General features: G+C 54.0%; 16 protein-coding genes. 14 read left to right on the top strand and 2 right to left on the bottom strand.

The window, feature by feature from the left end; genetic code table 11:
- Positions 1 to 3: 3 nt before the first annotated feature.
- The 11 genes from lpxA (at position 4) to HQ37_RS00570 (ending at position 14,501) form a co-directional block, all read left to right on the top strand.
- Entirely contained in the window at positions 4 to 795 is a 792-nt protein-coding gene (gene lpxA / locus HQ37_RS00620) for an acyl-ACP--UDP-N-acetylglucosamine O-acyltransferase (RefSeq protein ID WP_036878816.1), read from the top strand.
- 32 nt (positions 796 to 827) lie between these two features.
- The gene (locus tag HQ37_RS00615) at positions 828 to 2,336 is read left to right on the top strand and encodes a bifunctional ADP-dependent NAD(P)H-hydrate dehydratase/NAD(P)H-hydrate epimerase (protein ID WP_036878814.1); all 1,509 of its coding nucleotides are present in this window, start codon (positions 828 to 830) and stop codon (positions 2,334 to 2,336) included.
- Positions 2,337 to 2,373: 37 nt separating this feature from the next.
- Positions 2,374 to 2,934, top strand: coding sequence for a hypothetical protein (locus HQ37_RS00610; protein WP_036878811.1), 561 nt, complete (start codon positions 2,374 to 2,376; stop codon positions 2,932 to 2,934).
- 6 nt (positions 2,935 to 2,940) lie between these two features.
- Positions 2,941 to 3,873: a tRNA (adenosine(37)-N6)-dimethylallyltransferase MiaA gene (gene miaA / locus HQ37_RS00605; protein ID WP_036878808.1), complete on the top strand. Its 933-nt coding sequence runs from the start codon at positions 2,941 to 2,943 to the stop codon at positions 3,871 to 3,873.
- A gap of 87 nt (positions 3,874 to 3,960) precedes the next feature.
- Entirely contained in the window at positions 3,961 to 6,576 is a 2,616-nt protein-coding gene (locus HQ37_RS00600) for a DUF5686 family protein (protein ID WP_036878805.1), read from the top strand.
- A gap of 664 nt (positions 6,577 to 7,240) precedes the next feature.
- A complete protein-coding gene (locus HQ37_RS00595; protein ID WP_255358238.1) occupies positions 7,241 to 8,614 on the top strand; it encodes a DUF6242 domain-containing protein in 1,374 nt (457 codons plus the stop codon).
- 79 nt (positions 8,615 to 8,693) lie between these two features.
- Positions 8,694 to 9,458, top strand: coding sequence for a polyprenyl diphosphate synthase (uppS, locus tag HQ37_RS00590; protein WP_036878799.1), 765 nt, complete (start codon positions 8,694 to 8,696; stop codon positions 9,456 to 9,458).
- A 38-nt stretch (positions 9,459 to 9,496) separates the two neighbouring features.
- Positions 9,497 to 12,229, top strand: coding sequence for an outer membrane protein assembly factor (locus tag HQ37_RS00585; protein ID WP_036878795.1), 2,733 nt, complete (start codon positions 9,497 to 9,499; stop codon positions 12,227 to 12,229).
- A gap of 59 nt (positions 12,230 to 12,288) precedes the next feature.
- Entirely contained in the window at positions 12,289 to 12,798 is a 510-nt protein-coding gene (locus tag HQ37_RS00580) for an OmpH family outer membrane protein (protein ID WP_036878792.1), read from the top strand.
- An 81-nt stretch (positions 12,799 to 12,879) separates the two neighbouring features.
- On the top strand, positions 12,880 to 13,407 hold the full coding sequence (locus HQ37_RS00575) for an OmpH family outer membrane protein (protein WP_081951698.1): 528 nt from the start codon (positions 12,880 to 12,882) through the stop codon (positions 13,405 to 13,407).
- Between the two features lie 107 nt (positions 13,408 to 13,514).
- Positions 13,515 to 14,501 (top strand): DUF4476 domain-containing protein, encoded by a 987-nt coding sequence (locus HQ37_RS00570; protein WP_081951697.1) that lies wholly within the window; start codon positions 13,515 to 13,517, stop codon positions 14,499 to 14,501.
- Here HQ37_RS00570 and HQ37_RS00565 read toward each other — a convergent pair.
- Both HQ37_RS00565 and HQ37_RS00560 read right to left on the bottom strand, forming a co-directional pair.
- A complete protein-coding gene (locus HQ37_RS00565; protein ID WP_152566739.1) occupies positions 14,483 to 15,778 on the bottom strand; it encodes a type IX secretion system plug protein domain-containing protein in 1,296 nt (431 codons plus the stop codon). The two genes, HQ37_RS00570 and HQ37_RS00565, sit on opposite strands and share 19 nt — an antisense overlap.
- Positions 15,779 to 15,793: 15 nt before the next feature.
- On the bottom strand, positions 15,794 to 16,399 hold the full coding sequence (locus tag HQ37_RS00560; protein ID WP_036878776.1) for a riboflavin synthase: 606 nt from the start codon (positions 16,397 to 16,399) through the stop codon (positions 15,794 to 15,796).
- Positions 16,400 to 17,013: 614 nt separating this feature from the next.
- On the opposite strand from HQ37_RS00560, the gene HQ37_RS00555 reads away from it, so the two are divergent.
- From HQ37_RS00555 to HQ37_RS00545, 3 genes are all read left to right on the top strand, one after another.
- Positions 17,014 to 18,828 carry a long-chain fatty acid--CoA ligase gene (locus HQ37_RS00555; protein ID WP_036878773.1) on the top strand — a complete coding sequence of 605 codons (1,815 nt, stop codon included), beginning with the start codon at positions 17,014 to 17,016 and terminating at the stop codon, positions 18,826 to 18,828.
- Between the two features lie 50 nt (positions 18,829 to 18,878).
- Positions 18,879 to 19,995, top strand: a protein-coding gene (gene prfB, locus HQ37_RS00550) for a peptide chain release factor 2 (protein ID WP_152566738.1) whose coding sequence is annotated in 2 segments (ribosomal slippage) — positions 18,879 to 18,941 and positions 18,943 to 19,995 — 1,116 coding nt in all. Because the reading frame shifts where the segments join, the coding sequence is not laid out codon by codon here.
- 49 nt (positions 19,996 to 20,044) lie between these two features.
- Positions 20,045 to 20,920, top strand: coding sequence for a YitT family protein (locus HQ37_RS00545; protein WP_036878767.1), 876 nt, complete (start codon positions 20,045 to 20,047; stop codon positions 20,918 to 20,920).
- The last annotated feature ends 34 nt before the right edge of the window (positions 20,921 to 20,954 follow it).

Below are 20,954 nucleotides of genomic sequence, written 5' to 3'. Positions count from 1 at the left end.
AGCATGTCTTATCCCAATATCAGCCCTTTGGCCAGTGTACACCCAGAGGCAAAGCTCGGCGAGCGGGTTATAGTAGAGCCTTTCGCCTTCATCGAACATAATGTAGAGATCGGAGACGATACGATCATTCGCAGCGGAGCAGTAATTCGCTCGGGGGCTCGTATCGGTCGTCGCTGCGAGATCCACTCAGGGGCCATTATCTCTGGAATTCCCCAAGACCTAAAGTTCGCAGGCGAAGAGAGCCTTGCAATCATCGGAGATGACTGTCAGATCCGTGAGTGCGTTACAGTCAATCGAGGTACAGCCTCTAGGGGCAAGACGGTCATAGGTAACCACTGCTTACTGATGGCCTATGCCCACATCGCTCACGACTGTGTGCTTGGAGATCACATCATCATAGGCAACTCCTCTCAGATCGCTGGAGAGGTGGAGATTGACGATCATGCCATCCTCAGTGCCAGTGTCTTGGTGCATCAGTTCTCGAAGATCTCGCAGCATGTTATGATCCAGGGGGGCTCTCGCATCAGCAAAGATATCCCCCCCTACGTCCTTGTAGGGAGAGATCCGATTACCTACTGTGGAATCAATATCGTAGGTCTCAGACGTAGAGCCTTTACCAACGAGCAGATTTATCGGATTAATGAAGCCTATCGCATTATTTATCAGCGAGGTCTCAATACAACTAATGCCCTCGTAGCGGTCGAGAGGGAGGTTGAGGAGAGCCCCGAGAGAGACTTTATTATCGACTTCGTTCGCTCCTCGGAGAGGGGAATTGTACGAGGTAATATGGACTAATTAGGCTATCCCCGTAACCTCATACTAGAGATATGCTCAAGATATTTACTGGAGGGCAATATCAAGAGTTGCTTCTGAAGACTCAAGAGAGGCAACGTCTGTCAGGTGCAGACTTCGTAGAGCGAGCTGGAGCTGGTCTGCTCTATGAGTTCATGCGGCACTATCACGCAGCTCGCCACGATGTGTATGTCTTTGCTGGGGCAGAGGATCATGGAGCTTATGGTCTGTGCTTGGCCCGATTGCTGGCCGAGCGAAACTATAGAGTGTATGTCTATCTGATCTATAGATCTGGGACGATCAGCCCAGTCTGTCAGGAGCAACGCAATCGTCTATCGGGTACTGGTGTGGCCCTGGAGGATGTCTATGCTCAGTTCGACGTACCGATGCTTGCCCCAAGTGATGTTGTGGTCGATGCTCTTGTGGGATCAGAGCTTCTCCGTCCTCTAGAGGGTGGCTATAGAGAGCTGGTATGCTGGCTCAATAGTGTCCGATGCCACAAGGTGAGCATTGATCTGCCCTCTGGGCTCTTCTCTCAGCCCTCGAGTCAGATGGATCTTGATCATATCTTTAGGGCTGATCGTACCCTCGTATTGGGTACTCCTAGGCTGCCATGCCTGCTTTCGGAGTATGCGCCCTATGTGGGCCAATGGTCTCTCATCGAGATTGCTCTAGACGAGCGAGCGTATGAGGAGGGGGAGGCTGAGATGTACCTCTCCACCGACCAAGCCATGGCCCGCACTATTCGGGTGAGGCCTAGCTTTTCTTCGCAGGAGCACTTTGGTCGAGTATTGATGTGCGGAGGGAGTGATGGATGCATCGGGAGGGTCGCTTTGGCCTCTGAGGCTGCTCTGCGTGTAGGCTCGGGCGATGCCACGATGCTGCTCCCTTCGGGTACTCTAGGGGCTTGGCCTCTACTGAGGGAGGCTAGAGTAGTGGACAGCTACTCTTGTATCTCTGAGGAGCTCCATCTGTATCGAGGGATGGCTCTCTGCAGCTCTCTAGGGCCTGAGGTCTTGTCGGATGAGGCTCTAGAGCTATTGCTCCGAAATGCCCGCTATCCGATCGTGATTGATGCTGGCATGTATCGTCGGCGTCAGGTAGGTTATGGGCAACTGCTAGAGCTCACCCCCGAGCATAGTGTCGTTTGCTTCTCCTCGGAGGATTTGCGTGAGCTCGTGGCACACTTCAATAGTGATCTCGAGCGGATTGACTATGTTCGAGCCTTGGCCCTTCGCCTGGGGATCTATGTCGTCCTCAAGGGTACTTATACGGCAGTCTGCCTCAAGGGGGGGAATGTAATCTTCAACTCCACGGGCAATCCGGGCATGGCCACGGCAGGGAGCGATGAGGTTTTGCTCGGCTCTATTGCTGGCCTGTTAGCTCAAGGGTATCCTTCGTCTACGGCCTCGGTGCTTGGCGTGTATCTGCACGGTCTAGCAGGGGATATTTATGTAGGCAAATATGCCGAAGCTCCACTGATCGGAGGAGATCTATCTAGCTTCTTACCCCATGCTTTTCGACAGCTGCTGGCTCAGGGGTAGGGGCAATTCTTCTAAGTAATGTAAATCGAAAAATATTATGGTATATCGTTTGCTCATGCTCTCGGACGAGAACGATTTCTTCCGTCGAGAGATCAAGATAGACTCAGAAGCCACCTTCCTGGAGCTGAATAACCATATTCTCTCGACTGTCGGCTATTCACAGAGCGAGATGACGACCTTCTATCTCTGTGATGAGGACTGGAATAAGGAGCAGGAAATCACCCTCATGGACATGGGGATGGGGGCTGAATACGACAGCTACCTCATGGAGAGCACTCGCCTGGAGGAGCTCCTCGAGGACAAGGGGCAGCACTTGCTCTTCGTCTTCGATATGCTCAGCGAGCGAGGCTTTTTCATCGAGCTGGTGGAGTTGATCCCTGGCCAGAGTCTCGAAGCACCTATTACGACGATTTCCGAGGGGCATGCCCCCGAGCAGACCTCCAGCCTGGAGTTTGCCGAGACCCGTAGTGTCGGCGGAGGCACTGCTGGCGGAGGGCTGGATGATGAGCTATTCTCCGAGGAGGGAATAGATCTTGATGAGCTTGACCCTGAGGGCTTCGAAGGGTTGGATATGCCCGACGCCAGCGACCTTTATTAGAGCGGCATGGGGGTAGGGCATCGCCGCTCAAGGCTAGTTGTACTACTAGGACCAACAGCTGTTGGCAAGACGGCTCTTAGCCTTACGTTGGCTGAGCGACTCTCGGCTCCTATCCTCTCGGCAGACTCTCGGCAGATCTATCGAGAGATCCCTATTGGCACGGCTGCACTTGCTCTAGAGGCAAGGGCGGGTGTGCCTCATTATTTCATCGGAGAGCGCTCGATCCACGAGCCTTACAGTGCTCAGGTCTATGAACAGGAGGTACTGAGGCTGCTCCCGAGGCTCTTCGCCGAGTCTTGCGAGGTGATCCTGACAGGTGGGTCTATGATGTACCTGGATGCCGTCTGTCGAGGAATTGACGATATACCCGATGTAGACCCTGTGGTCAGGGCCGAGGTCTATCAGCGTTATGAACTCGAGGGGTTAGAGCCCCTTCTTGGGGAGCTGCGCCTCCTTGACCCTGCCTACTACGCACGGGTAGACCACTACAACTACAGGCGAGTACTCCATGGTCTAGAGGTTTGCCTCTCGACAGGTAGGCCCTTCAGCTCTTACCACACGGGGCAGGCTGTCCGTCGACCCTTTGATATAGTCAAGATCGGTCTCGAGCGACCTCGGGAGGAGCTCTACGAGCGGATCAATGCCCGTGTGCTGGAGATGCTCGCCGAGGGGTTAGTGGAGGAGGCCCGCCAGGTGTACCCCTATCGCTCGCTCAATGCCCTCAATACGGTCGGCTTCAAGGAGCTCTTCGCCCACTTCGATGGCCTCATCCCTCTAGATGAGGCCATCCGTCAGATCCAGCGCAATACCCGCATTTATGCCCGCAAGCAGATGACTTGGTGGAGGAGAGACCCTGAGATAGCCTGGTTTCACCCCGAAGATGTGCATGGGGTCTGCGCTCATCTCGGCCTCGAAAATCCTCAGTACTTGAGGAGATGAACTCTTGCCCTTGTAAGGGCTTGAGGAGAGAAGTGTAAGCCTCTCAGCCTGATCCTTTCGTGCCTCATAACAGCAAAAGAACATCCTATGAATGGAAGACTGATCTCCATAATACGATCCTCTCGACCCCTTCTCTTGCTTCTTCTCTTCTTTCTTTTTCAGAGTACCATTGAAGCCCAAACTCTCAAGGGGCGAGTGGTCGATGCTGTGAGCGGCGAAGCTATCCCTTATGCCTCGGTGTCCTTGCTAGACCTGCACCATGGCGTCTCGAGTGATGTGGAGGGACGTTTCGTGCTCGTCCTGTCTGCTGAGGCTTCTCGCAGGCAGGAGGTGAAGCTCCGCATCAGCTCTGTCGGATATGAGCCTCTAGAGCACGTTTGGAAGCGAGGAAGTAATCCTAGGTTGGGAATCCTTGTGATGAGGGAGATGCATAACGAGCTGGCTACGCTCGTTGTTACGCCCAAGAAGGAGCGGTATCGGCGCAAGAACAACCCCGCTGTGATGCTGATGGAGCGAGTCATTTCGGCCAAGGATAGCAATCAGATCAAGGCCTTCGAGGACTATTCGTATCGGGAGTACGAGCAGATCCTCATCTCCCAGCTGGGGACGACCCCAGGGACGAAGTACTTTGGCCTGAGGGCTGAGGTTGCGGATCGCTTTAGGGACAGCTCGCTGCTGACCCCCTCGCATATCATGCCCCTGTCGTTGAGGGAGAAGCAGACCATCTTTGCAGCTCGATCGGGTAGTCGCCTTGACCCTGTGATAACGGGCCGCAGGCTCTACGGGATAGAGGCGGGTATAGACGAGGGGACGCTGAGTAATGGTCTAGAAGGTTTGCTCGGAGACTTTGACGTCTATGACAACAACTTGGAGTTGCTGTTGACTCACTTCCCCAGTCCACTCAATCGTCAGTGGGCAACGCACTTCTACAAGTATTATATCCAGGACACGGTCAGCTACGAGGGCTCACCCTGCTTCCTCATGCACTTCCGCCCCATGAACCCTCGAAGCACGGGACTCAATGGGTATATATGGATAGATACCCTGCAACTCTCGATGCGCCACGTCGAGATGACCCTCCCGCCAGCGTCCAATGTGAACTGGGTTGAGAAGATGAAAATATCGACTTCCTTCGCCCCAGTTGAGAGCCCGAGGGGGATTGTTTGGCTGCCAAGCAAGAAGTCGATTGGTCTTGTCCTCAAGCCTACAGGGCTGATCCAGCAGGGCCTAGAGGTCGAGCTCGAGCGAGATTACCACAATTACCTATTCGGAGAGGAAGCTCTCCTAGAGGCCTGCCTCGACCCTCGCAGTACCCTGCCCGAGGCTGAGCGAGAGCAGGCTATGCTGCCCAGGCCTGGTAGCTATGGCCTTGTCGAGCGACCTCTGCCGCTGAGCTCTCGAGCACAGCGAGCTGTGGACTTTGTAGCCTATCTCCAGGGACATCGGGGCTTTAATGCCCTGAGCTCTCTAGGTCGAGTGATGGCTACGGGCTTCCTATCCCTGCCCCTGAAACCCCTAGAGCGGGAGCGGATCCTATTCGATCTCGGGCCCTACGAGACGCTCCTAGGCTATAATGCGCTCGAGGGTGCTCGTTTGAGGCTGGGCGGGATGACTACGGCCAGTCTGATGCAGCATCTCTTTGTCGAGGGCTATGCTGGTTATGGATTACGAGACGAGCAGTGGAAGTATTACCTCAGAGCCACCTACACGCCACTGCAACGAGATTATCATGCGAACGAACACCCACGCCACCATCTCTCAGTTGTCGCCATGCGAGACCTTTTCGTCCCTGGGATCGAAGAGCCTCATCTCTTCAAGGATGGCTTCAAGGATCAGCTGGGGAACTTCAACAACAAAGTCCGTTTTTATGGCGATAAGTATCAGATCAACTATACTAGGGACTGGAGCGATCAGTTCAGTACCTCTCTCTCTGCCGAGTATATCCGCAAGACTGCAACGGGCGACTTGGCTTACTACCGCCTGGATGAGGAGCTGCGCCCACAGCTAACCCCCTATATCGAGCAGACCTCTATCGAGCTGGATACTCGCTTTACTGTCGGGGGAGCGAAGTTTCGCCGAGTACGCCCCGAGGGTTCTCTAGATGTTACTCGTTATCGCCCCTCGATGGGACTCTCGCTCAAGCTCTATCCCAAGGGGCTTCCTGGCAATCGGACAACCTATGCCCATCTAGAGACCCACTACAGCCAAAGACTCTATCTCTCGGTGCTGGGGCGGATGGATGTAGAGCTGGATGCTGGCCTCATCCTAGGTCAAGCCCCACAGACGTCAGCCTTCTCGCCTAGAGGAAATCTAGGTTGGATCCTAAGGCGCAGCACCTTCCAAACGCTTCGTCCGCTGGAGTACATCGCAGACCGCTATCTGAGGTTTCAGGCATCGTATCATCTCAATGGCCTCCTGCTAAGCCGTTTGCCGCTGATCAAGCACCTTGATCTCAGAGAGGTCATGGGTCTGCATGGCTACTGGGGGCATTTGTCTGCTCAGGCTCGCACTCCTCGGGCTGGGATGGAGTACCTCTACCAAGCGGCTCGGCCAATGGATAAGCAGCTCCACCTGGAGGCTAGCTTGGGGATAGAGAATATCTTCAATATCCTGCGTATCGATTACGTCTATCGTCTGACGGATAGAGCTCTCGATACACCTTATCGGAGTGTCATTCGCCTACAGACCAAGATCACTTTCTAGCATGCTGCCTGTGTCGTGCCATTTGGATGATTTATCCTTAATAGAGTACTCTGTAGTGATCCTCCTGAGGATCCAATAGGCCCTCGAGTGAGGTCTCGGGGAGAGCTTGCTTGGGAGCTAGGTCGCCTCTCGTGTGGGGTATGAGTAGGCTCTCACTCGAGGCATAAGTAGGCTCTCTGTTGAGACTCAAATAGGATCTCCATAACGATCCCAATAGGCTCTCACTCGAGGCATAAGTAGACTCTCTGTTGAGACTCAAATAGGACCTCCATGACGATCCCAATAGGCCCTCACTCGAGACATAAGCAGGCTCTCTGTCGAGGCTTCAATAGACCTCTCGACAGCATGCTACTGGCCACTCAGCATGAGCCTCCGTCCCCGGCCTCGGAGAGCCCATTGGGGAGTGGGGGAGAGAGGGACTATTGTCTCTGCAAGCTGAGCTTAAGGTCTCTTCAGGTGGCTTGCGACTGATTTCTCCACATAATCCTTCTCTCTTGGGGAGATTTTGCTGGGGTTCCCCCCGAATAATAGTTGCCAAGGTGGGTCAGGGGATGCAGAGTACTTGCCAAATTCTTGTTACCTTTGCCACTCAGTATATGGATCGGGGTAGATACTCCCACCTAGATGCTACTATCAGGACTACAAAAACTAGGATTATAGAACTATGACGCTTAGTCGGACTATACTTTTGATCGCAGGCCTGGCCCTTGCCCCCCTTGCGCTCTCATCGTGTAAGGATGATACGCCCAAAGTGGATCAGATCGTCCTTTCGGATCTACGATTATCTTCCTTCTCCATCTCTTCTGAGGAGCATAAAAGCTTGAGCACTATGCCATTCTCTATTCGCAACTTCCCCACGGGGCACTCAGAGGTCTTCAACCAGCAGCCGATCACTTTTGGCTGGTCGTTGAAGAAGATTAAGCTGCATATCAAGGCCTCAGACCCTGTATCCAAGATCGAGGTCGCCATGGGGGAGAGTAGTGAGTTCAAGGAGTACGATGCTAAGGCCGTTCATGATCTTAGTGGCTCGAGCAAGCTCAACATCCGACTAAACCTCAAGGGCGGGAACAAGTCCTTCTCTCACATCTACAAGGTAGACATCAGACAGTACAAGTACAATCCTCTAGCTGTGGAATGGACGGCAGCAGCTTTCCTAGGCACACCCTCATTGGGTGATCGAGCCAATCGGGTGTTTGACCTTGGGGGGGTGAAGCACCTCTTTGCCCTTTCGACGACAGGGATGAGACATTATACCCTTGCCTCTAGCAAGGGGAGCTGGAGGGAGCAGCTAGACCTAATGCCAGCCGGGAGCTCGGAGCAAATCGAGCAGGTCGAGCAGGGACTCTCAACTTTCTATGGCATGGATGCCAAAGGCTTTCTCTACAAGCTCGAGGAGGGTCAGTGGACGAAGCTCGAGCAGGATCAGCCTGCTAAGGCCCTGCTCGGAGTATTGCCTGCTCGCACCCCCAAGGAGCACGATCGACTAGCACTGCTTCTCGCCGCTACGCAGGGTGAGGTGCAGGCAGGTCAAGATCCACTGAGTCGCTATGCCTATGGTTATTATGAAGCTGGCCGTGTGGTACGCTCGGGATATATCGCCCCTACCAACTTCCCTCTGACCAATCGAACCCTCGTAAGGAGCTTCTCACCCACTGCGGGCTCTCGCTTGCATTTGGTTGGCGTTGGGGCTGAGCGCACAGCCTGGTACACAACCAATGGTAAGGACTGGCAGATGCTCTCCCATAGCACTGTCCCAGGGGTTAAGTATGCTACGCTCGTGGAGTGGAGTAATCAGTTCTACAGCATCGAGACGACCAACGAGGGGATGCAGATTTGGGTCTCTACTGACCGAGGCCTTAGCTGGAACGATGCTAAGGAAGTAGCTCTCAAGGGTATCGAGGTCGGAGCTCTCGCCCGTATGCCTGTGGTTGCTTGGGTTGATGAAGCCCAGGAGGCATTCTTCCTCTTACAGGGAGTGTCAGCCCCCTCTTCCTCGGCCAAGGTGTGGCGCGGAGTACCACTGAAGAACGAATTCTAAATTGATCCCATCGCCTGTGCGTCTCCCCTTCACTGAGGCTCTTGCAGGTAGCTATATTTTGAGATAAGACCAAGTATATATGTTAGGACAGATTAGTAGAGAGCAGGATCTTCTCCGAGGGCCTCGCCATGTGGCTATCATCATGGATGGTAATGGCCGATGGGCCAAGGCTAGAGGGCTGAAGCGTAGTGAGGGCCACGTCCAGGGCTATCTTAACCTGCGTGAAGTGCTTCGCTATGCTGTGGAGTTTGGCGTTGAGGTACTGACGGTCTATGCCTTCAGTACGGAGAACTGGCATCGCCCCCAAGACGAAGTCGATGCCCTGATGGAGCTTGTCGTTACGGCTGTCCATGCACAGACCCCCGAGCTGATCTCCGAGGGCGTGCGCTTACGTACCATTGGCGACCTAAGCCGCTTACCCGATAGGGCTCGAGAGGCCTTGCTCGGCGTAATAGAGCAAACCGCACACAATACCCGCATCAACCTCGTGCTGGCCCTAAGTTATTCGTCCCGTGATGAAATAACTCGGGCTGTACGTGCGTTATCTACTCAAGTGGCCTCCTCAGCTCTCTCGCCCGAAGATATTACCGAGGAGCATATCTCAAGGCTGCTCGATACGGCCGATCTGCCCGAGTTGGATCTGATGATCCGTACTGGAGGCGAGCGACGTATTAGCAATTACCTGCTTTGGCAGGGGGCCTATGCAGAGCTTTACTTCTCGGATGCCTACTGGCCAGACTTCGGTAGGGAGGATCTTCGGATGGCTATCCTGGACTACAACGAGCGTGAGCGACGCTGGGGCAAGACCAGCGAGCAGGTACAGGCTCTGTCCGAAGAAGAATAATATTTTACAGAAACGAAAAGACATTTTAGATATACGAGATGTACAGATTCCTATCACTCTGCCTGCTGGCCAGCAGCCTCGGCTCAGCGACGCTTCTGGCGCAGGGTACGGCTGAAAAGGTTGTAGTAGATACACTCACCATCGAGGGTAAGACGACTTATGCCCCGACGGTTGACTATGCCTTCCCGACACGTAAGATCATCGCCGATGTCAAAATATCAGGCTCTACGAGCTATGATGCCTACCTGCTCAAGAGCCTCTCGGGGCTCTCTGTGGGTGAGACTATCGACATCCCTGGGATGGCACTCACCAATGCTGTCAATCGCTATATGCAGTACGGCTACTTCTCCAATGCCCGTATCCTAATCTCTAAGTATGTGGGCAACTATGCCTGGATCGAGATCCAGCTGACGGAGAACCCTCGCATCAATGAAGTAACCCTCTCGGGTATCTCTCGCAGCGACAGAGAGGAGCTGGAGAAGAGGCTGGGCCTGCGCAAGGGACTTCAAGTCTCTCCCAATATCTTCGACCGCACACGCCAGCTTGTCAAGAAGTACTACGACGAGAAGGGCTATCGGGAGATGAAGATGAATATCGTGCAGCGTAAGAGCTCCAGCGAAGAGGGATTTATTGATCTAGAGATTGAGATTGATCGTAGTGGCAAGACCAAGGTCAAAAATATATACTTTGAGGGGAATAAGTCCCTTACGGACAATCAGCTCCGTATGGCGATGAAGAAGACCAACGAGGGCTTCTCCCTCAGTCGAGGTCGAGCGCTGACCAGCCTGCTCAAGATCTTTAGTGCCAAGAAGCTCGTCGATACAGAGTATAAGAACGACCTGCAAAACATCGTCAAGAAGTATCACGAGCATGGCTATAGAGATGCTGAAATCCTGGCTGATAGCATTGTCCGTCGTCCTGATGGTAAGGTAGATATCTACCTCCATCTCTCCGAGGGACACAAGTACTATATCAAGGACATTCGCTTCGTCGGAAATACAAAGTATCCCACAGATGTACTCACCCATCTGCTTGGTATTCGCTCAGGTGATGTTTACGACCAAAAGCGTCTCGAAGAACGTCTGCACATGGATGAGGATGCTGTGAGCAACCTCTACTTCAACAACGGTTATATCTTCGCTGGTATCGACCCCGTAGAGACTAGTGTGCAGGGAGACTCTGTCTCGCTTGATATCCGTATTGTCGAAGGGCCTTTGGCTACTATCAGCCGAGTGAAGATCCGAGGCAACGATATGGTCTACGAGGATGTTGTGCGTCGAGAGCTCTACACCAAGCCTGGTAAGCTCTTCAGTAAGGAGGACTTGATGAACTCTTACCGCCTGCTCAATCAGCTCGGACACTTCGATGCCGAAAAATCTATTCCCAAGACCGTCCCCGACCCTCAGAATGGGACTGTGGACATCGAGTACGACCTTGTGCCCAAGAGCAATGACCAGATGAATCTCTCCTTCGGTTGGAGTCAGACGGGGCTCATTGGTAACATTGGCTTTACCTTCTCGAACTTCTCTATTCAGAATCTCTTCCGCCCAAGTATGTACAAGGGGATCATCCCTCAAGGTGATGGACAGAAGCTCTCCATTCAGGGGCAGACCAATGCCCGCTACTACCATCAGTTGAGCCTAACCTTCTCCGATCCTTGGTTCGGTAAGAAGCGTCCTAACCTGCTCAACGTAAGTGCTTACTGGTCTAAGACTACGGCCATTGACCAGCGTTACTACAGCGACCAGGCTCGCAACATCGGCCTTTACAACCCCTATGGGATGTATGGGGGGTATGGTTATGGAGGCTATGGCTACGGAGGATACAATAGCTACCAGGCATACGATGCCTATAGCGGCATGGGGACAGCCCTCTACGAGAATGCTTATGACTCGGACAAGTCCCTGACGATGCTGGGCCTCTCTATTGGTAATGGTCGTCGCCTCAGCTGGCCGGACAACTGGTTTCAGATCTATGGCTCGCTCAACTATACGTACTATAGGCTCAATAACTGGGTCTACAACACCTTCGAGGACTTTCACCACGGCTCTGCCAACGATATCAACCTTGAGCTTCGCCTCGAGCGTAACTCTACGGACAATCCTCTCTTCACTCGTAGTGGCTCAGAGTTCTCCGTATCGCTCTCTCTGACACCACCATACTCTCTTTTTGACAAGACGGACTATTCCAATCCTAAACTCAACCCCTCGGATCGCTATCGCTTCCTAGAGTATCACAAGTGGCGTTTCTCGAGCAAGGTCTTTGTGCCCCTGCTTAACCCCATGACTGTCAAGCGTACTCCCGTACTGATGGCCCGAATGGATGGGGGAATCATCAACAGCTACAATAAATACAAGCGTTCTCCGTTTGGTACATATTACATGGGGGGAGATATGATGTCTTCGTCTATGTCTAGCTATATGAACGAGACCATTGGACTGCGTGGTTACAAGAATGGTTCTATCGCTGGAAGCAATTATGACTTCGCCTATGCCTACTTTCGTGCAGGGATGGAGCTGCGCTATCCACTGATCTTCGAACAGTCTACTACGATCTGGGTACTGGGCTTCCTAGAGGCGGGTAATGCCTGGCGAGAGATCCGCCACTACAATCCGTTCGATCTGAAGCGTTCGGCTGGGGTAGGAGTACGTATTTTCCTACCTATGATTGGTCTTTTGGGTATTGATTGGGGTTACGGCTTCGATCGCCCCAATCCATTTAGCGAGCGAGGGGGGAGCAACGTTCACTTCCTCATCGGTAGAGATCTTTAAACTAAGTTAAATCTTCCTTGAGACCCTACGGGGGCTCGAGGAGCAAAAGGTAAGAGACTATGAAGAAATTGGTTTGGGCCTTTGCCCTTGTACTCCTAACTATGGGTAGCCTAAGTGCCCAAAAGGTAGGGTTGGTCGATATGCAGTACATCCTTTCCAAGCACCCTGCTCATGAGACGGTCAATAAGACTATGGAGCAGATGGCCGAGAAGGTGCAGAAGCAGGTCAAACAGCTGGAGCAGAAGGCACAGAAGCTCTATCAGAGCTATCAGGACGATGCCGCTCGCCTCTCGGGCGAACTGAAGCGTACCCGTGAGCAGGAGATCATCGCTACAGAGAAGGAGGCCTACGAGCTCAAGCGCAAGTTCTTCTCGCCCGAGGGTGAGCTCGCCAAGAAGCGAGAGGAGCTGATGAAGCCCATCGAGGAGAAGATTTGGACAGCCCTCAAGGCCTTGGCTGAGAAGGAAGGCTATCAGATCATCATCGATCGCTCTAGCTCGAAGATCGTCTATGCTGATCCCTCGATAGATATGAGCGCACATGTGCTCTCGCTGCTGGGTGTTAAGTAAATAATGAATATCTTTGGCCCTCGGGTGCTTTAGAAATATAGAAACAATCAAATAATCACTCTAATCAATTCTATCAAGACAATGAGAAAACTATTGATGTCCCTGCTGCTTGCATTGCCACTCACAGTTATGGCTCAGCAGAAGATTGCGGTTGTAAACTCGCAAGAAGTAATGCAGGCATTGCCCGATACTAAGGCTGCTGACGAAGTCCTCCAAAAGTTGGGCAAGGAGTCAGAGGCTGATATTAAGCAGATGAGCGATGACCTCGACAAGATGGTCAAGGCCTTTGTAGAGGAGCGGGACAAGCTCTCTGAGGTGAGCCGCAAGATCCGTGAGGAAGACATTCGTGAGAAGCAGGGCCGCATCCAGCGTTCGTACCAAATGCTCCAGGAGCAGCTCCGTCAGAAGGAGAGTGAACTGCTTGCCCCTATTCAGGCGAAAGTTTTAGCTGCTATCAAGAAGGTAGCCGATAGCCAAGGAATTACCTATGTGATGGAGTCTGGCTTGATGCTGACTATGGGTGCCGATGCTATTGATATCACGGCCAAGGTAAAGGCTGAGCTAGGCATCAAGGAGGGAGCTCCTGCTGCTACAACGGCCAAGAAGTAGTAGAGGCACTTCTATCGAGGCTCGAGCCTACTCATCTCGGGGCAGACCGAAGGCCGTAGGCCTAGGCTCTGCCCCCTTTCGTTCCCTTTCGAATAAATTACATTGATATGTTGATGAAACAAGCGATCAAGATAGGCCTGGTGAGCCTATGCTACCTCCTCCTCCTAGCTGCCTGTGGCCGTAATATCCGTGGGAAGATCATGGCCTTGGAGGTAGGCATGAGCCCTGAGCAGGTAATTCGTCTCGTGGGGCAGCCTGATGAGAAGGCCTTCGACGGCAATCGTGATGAATGGATCTACTACCACCTGTCTCCGGCGGAGGCTTGGCTGTTGATCTTTGAGGATAAGGCCCTCTCTGTCATGCGTCGCCGTTATCCCGAGCGGACGATACCTTCGGTTTCAGGCTCTATCCCTCCTGTTGTCATAGATAGGCCTTCTTATCCCCCTGCTTATGACCCTCGAGAGCGAACGAATGCTGATTGGTTCGACCGCCTCTATGCCGAGGTACGCAGAGCCCCCTTCGAGAGAGATAAGCTGCGGATGATCTCAGATGCACGCCGGGGGGCTGTCTTCAGCACAGCCCAGGCAGAGGCTCTGATGAAGCTCTTTGCCTTCGATGGCCCACGCCTCAAGGTCTTGGAGATCATTGCCCCCAACCTACTGCTACAGGGGGATGCCTATGTCTTGATCAATCTGATTAGCTTCAAGAAAGATGAGGCTCGTCTCATCCTCGATCGTGCTGCTCGGGAGCGAGAGCGGATGATGAGAGGGGGTAGGGGAGTCAGGCCTATGCCTCTTGGAGGGGCTCACTTCGAGGAGCTCTTGGTCTCGCTGCGACAGACCCCCTTCCGCACAGATCAGCTCAAGCTCATGCGCTCGGCGGCCTCGTCAGCCTCTTTCTCCTGCGAGCAGATCAGTCGCCTCATGCAGCTCTACTCCTGGGGCTCGGAGCGGATAGAAGTCCTCGAGATCTTCGCTCCTAGGATCATTGACCCTCAGAATGCAGGACTGCTGCTCTCTCTCGTGGAGATGAGTATGCGCTCTCGGGCCGAAGAGCTCCTCCAAGCGACTAGACCCTATCGGATGGGGATGTAGCGTAGCTCAACAAGGTCTATGAGACGATCCGTTTGAGTCTGAGGATCACGCAGGTAGACGAGTGCCGAGTAGGTATTAGTGGTTTCGGAATGATTCCCCATGATGGGTATCGCGCTAGCGATACCCATCTTTGTATCTAGCAGGCTCATTTGATACTCCTGATAGCCAGCCTTGAGGAGGAGGCTGAGGCGGTAGCTATGGCGAACGGGGTCGTAGGCGAAGGTGCGGCTCGACCAGGGTAGATGGTCGAAGGCTCGTCCCTCGAGGACTACCTGGCCCTGCAATGGGCTCTCAGCCATAAGCTCGAAGTGCACCTCATGATAGCCTATCCTTAGGGCTGTTTGCTCCTCTGAGGTGCTATGGATGATCTCTCGACCATCGAGGTCGGCATCGTAGACATAGGGGGCACTGGCTTTGAGGTACCTCGTGGAGGCCTGGAGGTGGTATAGACCCTCGTCCTTCGTGTGGGCAACGACTCCAACCGTAGTCTCTAGATCGTCAGTGTGCTCTAGGCGGTAATACTCTGCCCCTCCCTCGAAGGCCAACACTTGCTCCCGATGGTAGGCCTGCTGCTCGTCTATGAGACTGGCTCGGATCGTGGGGTAGCTCTGCCTGCTCTCCCAACGCCCATTTTGCAGGACAACGATGCGAAGCTCTTGATCCTCCTGCCCGATGCCTAGGGCTGAGGCTGAGAGGTCGCAGCTGACGAACTGCTGTGTCCTGCTTGGCTCGCCCAGTCTCGAGTAGGGGCTGACGGAGAGCCGAGCACCGCCACGCTGCTCGGATACGAGTATCGGTAGGCTCAGAAGGGGGGCATCCTCTGCGCTGATCGGGTCATAGATGTGCAACAGATAGTTGCCCGAATACCTGAAGCGTATGGAGGACTGAGATAGCTCCAGCTCATAATGCTGAAAGGGCTGTCGGGTACTGGTACTTGATCTTGGCAGGAGGAGCTCGCCCTCGAGGGAGCTCTCCATGGCCTCCATGGGGCTAAGGCTTGAGGGTTGCCAGTCAGCATTGCAGTGGATGAGTTTGCAGGCAAGTATGCTCCTCTCGCCCCCTAGCAGGTCAAAAGAGATCCTCAACGCCCCCTCCTCATGCAGTGGGATGCAGGGGAGCATCCCAGCCATTTGAGGGGAGGATGTTGGAGAATGGTAAGTTACGGTGCGCAGCTCAGCTACCCTAGTGAAGGGAAGCCCTGGGCTCTGAGCCCAAGACCGATCATGACCCCAGAGGCCAAGCAGGCATAGGCTACAGTAGACTAGGAGCTGGCGCACGACAGAGGGAGAGCCTTAGCGGATGTACTGCTGCATCTTGCAGAGGTACTTGCCGATGATGTCAAACTCGATATTGACCTCCGTCCCCACCTCAATGCGGCAGAAGTTGGTATGCTCGTGTGTGTAGGGGATGATGGCCACACCGAAGCTGTCTACAGTTGAGTTGCATACGGTAAGGCTCACGCCATTGACGCAGACAGAGCCTTTCTCCACCGTTACATAGCCTTTGGCTGCCATCTCGGGGTCGGTCTCGTGATGGAAGCTATAGTACCAGCTACCGTTCTCCTCACGCACCTCAGTGCAGACAGCCTTTTGGTCTACATGCCCCTGGACGATATGCCCATCGAGACGACCACCCAATACCATACTGCGCTCGAGATTGACGAGGTCGCCAACCTGTAGGATGCCGAGGTTGGATCTGTCTAGAGTCTCCTTGATGGCTGTTACGGTGTAGCGATCCTCCTCGAGGCTCACCACTGTGAGGCAAACCCCATTGTGAGCAACACTTTGGTCGATGCTCAATTCGTTTGCGAAAGAGCAACTCAGGGTGATGTGCAGATTGTCCCCTTCTCTTTTGAGTGCTACGACGCTAGCGCACTCCTCTACGATACCTGAAAACATAGTTGGTTCGGTGAATTGATGAATAATGCCCAAAGGTACGAACATTCTTCCGATGCCCCTCCCTCCTCGAGCTTTAGCCCAGTGGCTCGATCCATGGAGGGGGGCTACCGAGCTCTGCCTTTAGATCTCAGTAGCCCTCTCCTTAGGTCATAACCCAGTTCTCTGAGGTACTTTGTGTCTCCGTCGACTACTAGCTTACTAGATTTTTTGTGGCTACTTATAAGTCCATCGACTACTAACTTGCTAGATTATGCACTTGTAATCAAGCCGCCTCTGCGACCCCACTTACACCTCTATCTAGGTCCTACTTATATCTCTGTTGCGATCCTACTTAGACCTCGATCGAGATCTTATTTGAGTCTCATTTGCGATCCTACTTAGACCTCTATAGAGCTTCTCCTTGTACCTTCGTTGTGCTCCTAGTAATTGCTCGGCCGAGGACACAGCCCTGCTCGAGATCTAGCGGGCGGCGGAGTGTCGGGGCTGGGCAAATAATCTCTATCTTTGTACGTGGTGTGCCGTGTATCGATCGAGCATACCTCGCCCCCTGGGCAAGGCTGTCGCCTTGGCCTCGGCAGTACACATATATTTATTCGCATAGAAGCTCCTAGACAATGAGACAATATCATTTGGCAGAGTTCCCCCAGTTCCTCCGAACGAACTTTGCAAACAAGACTATCGTGAAGTACCAAGAGACCGACCTTGGCCCTTGGCTCGAGCTCAGTGGTGAGGCCTTTGCCGACCGCTGTCTTGATGCAGCCAAGGGATTGGCTCGGGAGGGTATTCAGCCACAGGACAGGGTCGGGATCTATTCGTCCAATAGTGTCTATGGGCTCGAGGCAGAGATCGGGATGTATATGATGAGGGCTATATCTGTCCCTCTCTATGCAACTAGTTCACCCGAGCAAGTAGACTTCATCGTCCGAGACTCGGGTCTGCGTCTGATCTTCGTTGGGCAACAGTTCCAGTACAACAATGCCTATGAGGTACAGCGTACAGGAGGCTTTATTGAGCGCATTGTCATTTTCGATCGCAATGTCGTGCTACACCCCGAGGACAAGACCTCGGTCTACTATGATGAGTTCATCCGCCGTGGGGATGCCAAGGCGCATGAGAATGCGGCCAACGTGTCGGTCTCTCAAGCCCTCGACTCAGATATTGCTGTGATCATCTACACGTCGGGGACTTCGGGGCGCAGCAAGGGTGTCTTGCTGCGCCATGAGCATCTGAAGAAGCAGCTGGAGGAGCATATCAAGATGTTCCCCTTCCTCTCGAGCAGGGATGTGAGTATGAGCTTCCTACCTCATAGTCATATCTTTGAGAAGATTTGGGCTTACTATTGTCTGCGCATCGGGGCGACGGTAGCCATTCTTTCCGATCCGAAGAAGATCTTGCAAGCCCTGCCCCAGGTGCGCCCGACGATGATGTGCAATGTGCCTCGATTTTGGGAGAAGGTCTACGCAGGTGTCCAGGAGAAGATCGCTAGCTCCTCGCCCATGGCCCAACGCCTGCTCAGACATGCCAGCCGCATCGGCGAGACCTATCGCCTGCACTACTACAACGAGGGCCATCGTGCCCCTCTGCACCTCAAGCTGCTGTACAAGCTCTATGAGCATACCCTCTTCGCTAAGCTCAAGAGGGTGCTGGGGCTGCAGCGAGGACGCTTCTTCCCCACGGCAGGGGCTTCGCTCTCGGTGGAGGTCAATCGCTTCCTCCAGTCGGTGGGCATCCCGATCTGCTTCGGCTATGGGCTGAGCGAGTCTACGGCGACGGTGAGCTGCTTCCCTCAGAAGGGCTTCGACATCCAGTCCGTAGGGCGGGTGGTCGATCACGTTTCTGTGCGCATTGATCCCGAGACGAGTGAGATCCAACTAAAGGGCCCGACTATTATCACCGAGTACTACAACAACCCCGAGGCCAATGCCGAGGCCTTTACCGCCGACGGATATTTTCGCACGGGCGATGCTGGTAGGCTCGAGGGCAAGACGCTCTTCTTCACAGAGCGTATCAAAGACCTCTTCAAGACGGCCAACGGCAAGTACATTGCCCCTCAGATGCTCGAGGGACTGCTGGCTATGGATCCGATCTTCGAGCAGACCGCCATCATCGGCGACGGGTATAAGTTCGTGAGTGCACTGATCTACCCCAACTGGGAGATCCTTACGGCTCAAGCTCAGGCTCGAGGCCTCGATACCGAGGTCGATCGTCATACCCTTGCGGAGAACCACGAGGTGCAGCGCATTATCACGGCTCATCTAGAGCAGGCCCTGGGTAGTGTAGCCCAGTTCGAGAAGGTGAAGAAGTTCGTCCTGCTGAGCGAACCCTTCTCTATCGAGAATGGCGAGTTGACCTCTACGCTCAAGATCCGCCGCAAGGTGGTGGCCGAGCGCTATGCCGAGGCCATCCGTCGTATGTACGAGGAGGCTTAAGCCTCCACAGAATAGCAATATACTCATCACATACACCACACCTATTAGGTATGATAACGACAGACCAACTGGATGCCCTGTTGGAGCGCAAGTCTGCGCTGAGGAGGTATCTTTGACGTCGATAGCCGACGCATTCAATTAGAGGAGGAGGAGCTCCGCACGGCAGATCCATCCTTTTGGGAGGATCGCACTCGGGCAGAGGCACAGATGCGACTGGTCAAGGAGCTACGCTTCTGGCTCGAGGCCTACGACACGGCCGAGCGTCTGTGCGACGAGGTAGCTCTCGCCCTAGACTTTCACCGTGAGGGGGTCGCCAGCGAAGAGGAGGTCGATGAGGCCTATGCCGCAGCTCTAGCCCATGTCGAGGATGTTGAACTGCGCAATATGCTTCGTGCTGAGGAAGATAAGCTCGGAGCTGTGCTCAAGATCAATGCCGGTGCAGGGGGGACAGAGAGCCAAGACTGGGCCTCTATGCTCGCTCGTATGTATAGCCGCTGGTGCGACAGACAGGGCTACAAGGTAACCATTACCAACTGGCAGGACGGCGACGAGGCTGGCATCAAGACCATGACCATGCAGATCGAGGGTGAGCAGGCCTATGGCTTCCTCAAGAGTGAGAATGGGGTACATCGCCTGGTGCGTGTCTCTCCCTTCAACGCTCAGGGTAAGCGCATGACGAGCTTTGCCTCCGTCTTCGTTGTCCCCCTCGTAGACGACACGATCGAGATCGAGGTGAACCCCGCCGATCTGAGCTGGGACACCTTCCGCTCCAGCGGGGCAGGAGGGCAGAACGTCAATAAGGTCGAGACGGGCGTCCGCCTGCACTACAAGTACCGAGACCCCGAGACTGGTGAGCAGGAGGAGATTATCATTGAGAATACCGAGAGCCGAAGCCAAACGGACAACCGAGCCAATGCTCTGAGGCTACTCCGATCGCAGCTCTATGACAAGGAGTTGGAGAAGCGTCGGCGAGCTCAGGCAGAGGTCGAGGCGAATAAGAAAAAGATCGAATGGGGAGCGCAGATCCGTAGCTATGTCTTCGACGACAGACGGGTCAAGGATCACCGAACGAACTATCAGACAAGCAACGTCTCGGCAGTCATGGACGGCGAGATCGATGCCTTCATCAAGGCTTACCTCATGGAGTTTGCCGAGAGCAATGCCTAGGCCTGGCCTCTGTCTTTAGCATTATCACACTACAACTATCATCTCTACTATGCCGCTCGATCGTATTGCCCTGGCGAAGGACTTCCTGCTCATCCTCGTGGGCTCTCTGCTCCTGGCCATTGGTTACTCTCTCTTCATCGCTCCGCTCAACATCGTCCCTGGTGGGGTGTACGGCCTGAGCATTGTGATCAACCACATTACCAAGGATATTTGGGAGGCTTTCCCCCATGGACTGCCCGTGGGTAAGGTTGCCTTGGTCTTCAACATCCCCCTCTTCTTGCTGGCCGCCCGCAGTTTAGGGCATATGTCGGCTATCAAGACGGTGATTACCTTCGTCCTCGTGGCCGTCTTCACCGACCTCATCGCAGACCTCAGCCAGGGAAGGGCTCTTGTGCAGGATGATCCGATCTTGTGCAGCTTCTACGGAGGAGCTCTCCTGGGGGTAGGGGTCTACCTCATCTTCTTCTCGCACAGCACCTGTGCGGGGACGGATACCCTGGCCCGAGTGCTTTCTCGTAGGACGAATATGAAGGTCAGTAGCCTCATTATCGGCATCGACTCGATCGTCGTCCTGCTGGGGCTCATCAGCTTCGGGGACTGGAAGGTCCCCCTCTACTCCTGGCTCACGATCTTCATCTATGGCAAGGTCGTCGAGGTGCTCCAGCCACAGAACCCTCACAAGGCTGTATTCATCATCTCGGACAAGCCCCAGGAGATCCGAGACGCACTGGTGGGGCGTATGGGTGTCCGAGGTACTTTCCTCCATGGCAAGGGAATGTATCAGGGTCTAGAGCGGGAGGTGATCTTCATCATCATCCAGCGCAAGAACCTCCTCTCACTCAAGCGCGAGGTGCTCGGGATAGACCCCAAGGCTTTCATCTCGACTTCGGATGCCTCCAACGACACGATGCCTACGATGATCTAGGCCCAGCCTAGGCTCAGAGGCGAGGCTCGTCGTG

The organism is Porphyromonas sp. COT-239 OH1446 (genome assembly GCF_000768875.1).
In the GTDB taxonomy this organism is placed as follows: domain Bacteria; phylum Bacteroidota; class Bacteroidia; order Bacteroidales; family Porphyromonadaceae; genus Porphyromonas.
The sequence above is the reverse complement of the archived record's forward strand: the minus strand, read 5'-3'. Positions and strand labels throughout refer to the sequence as shown.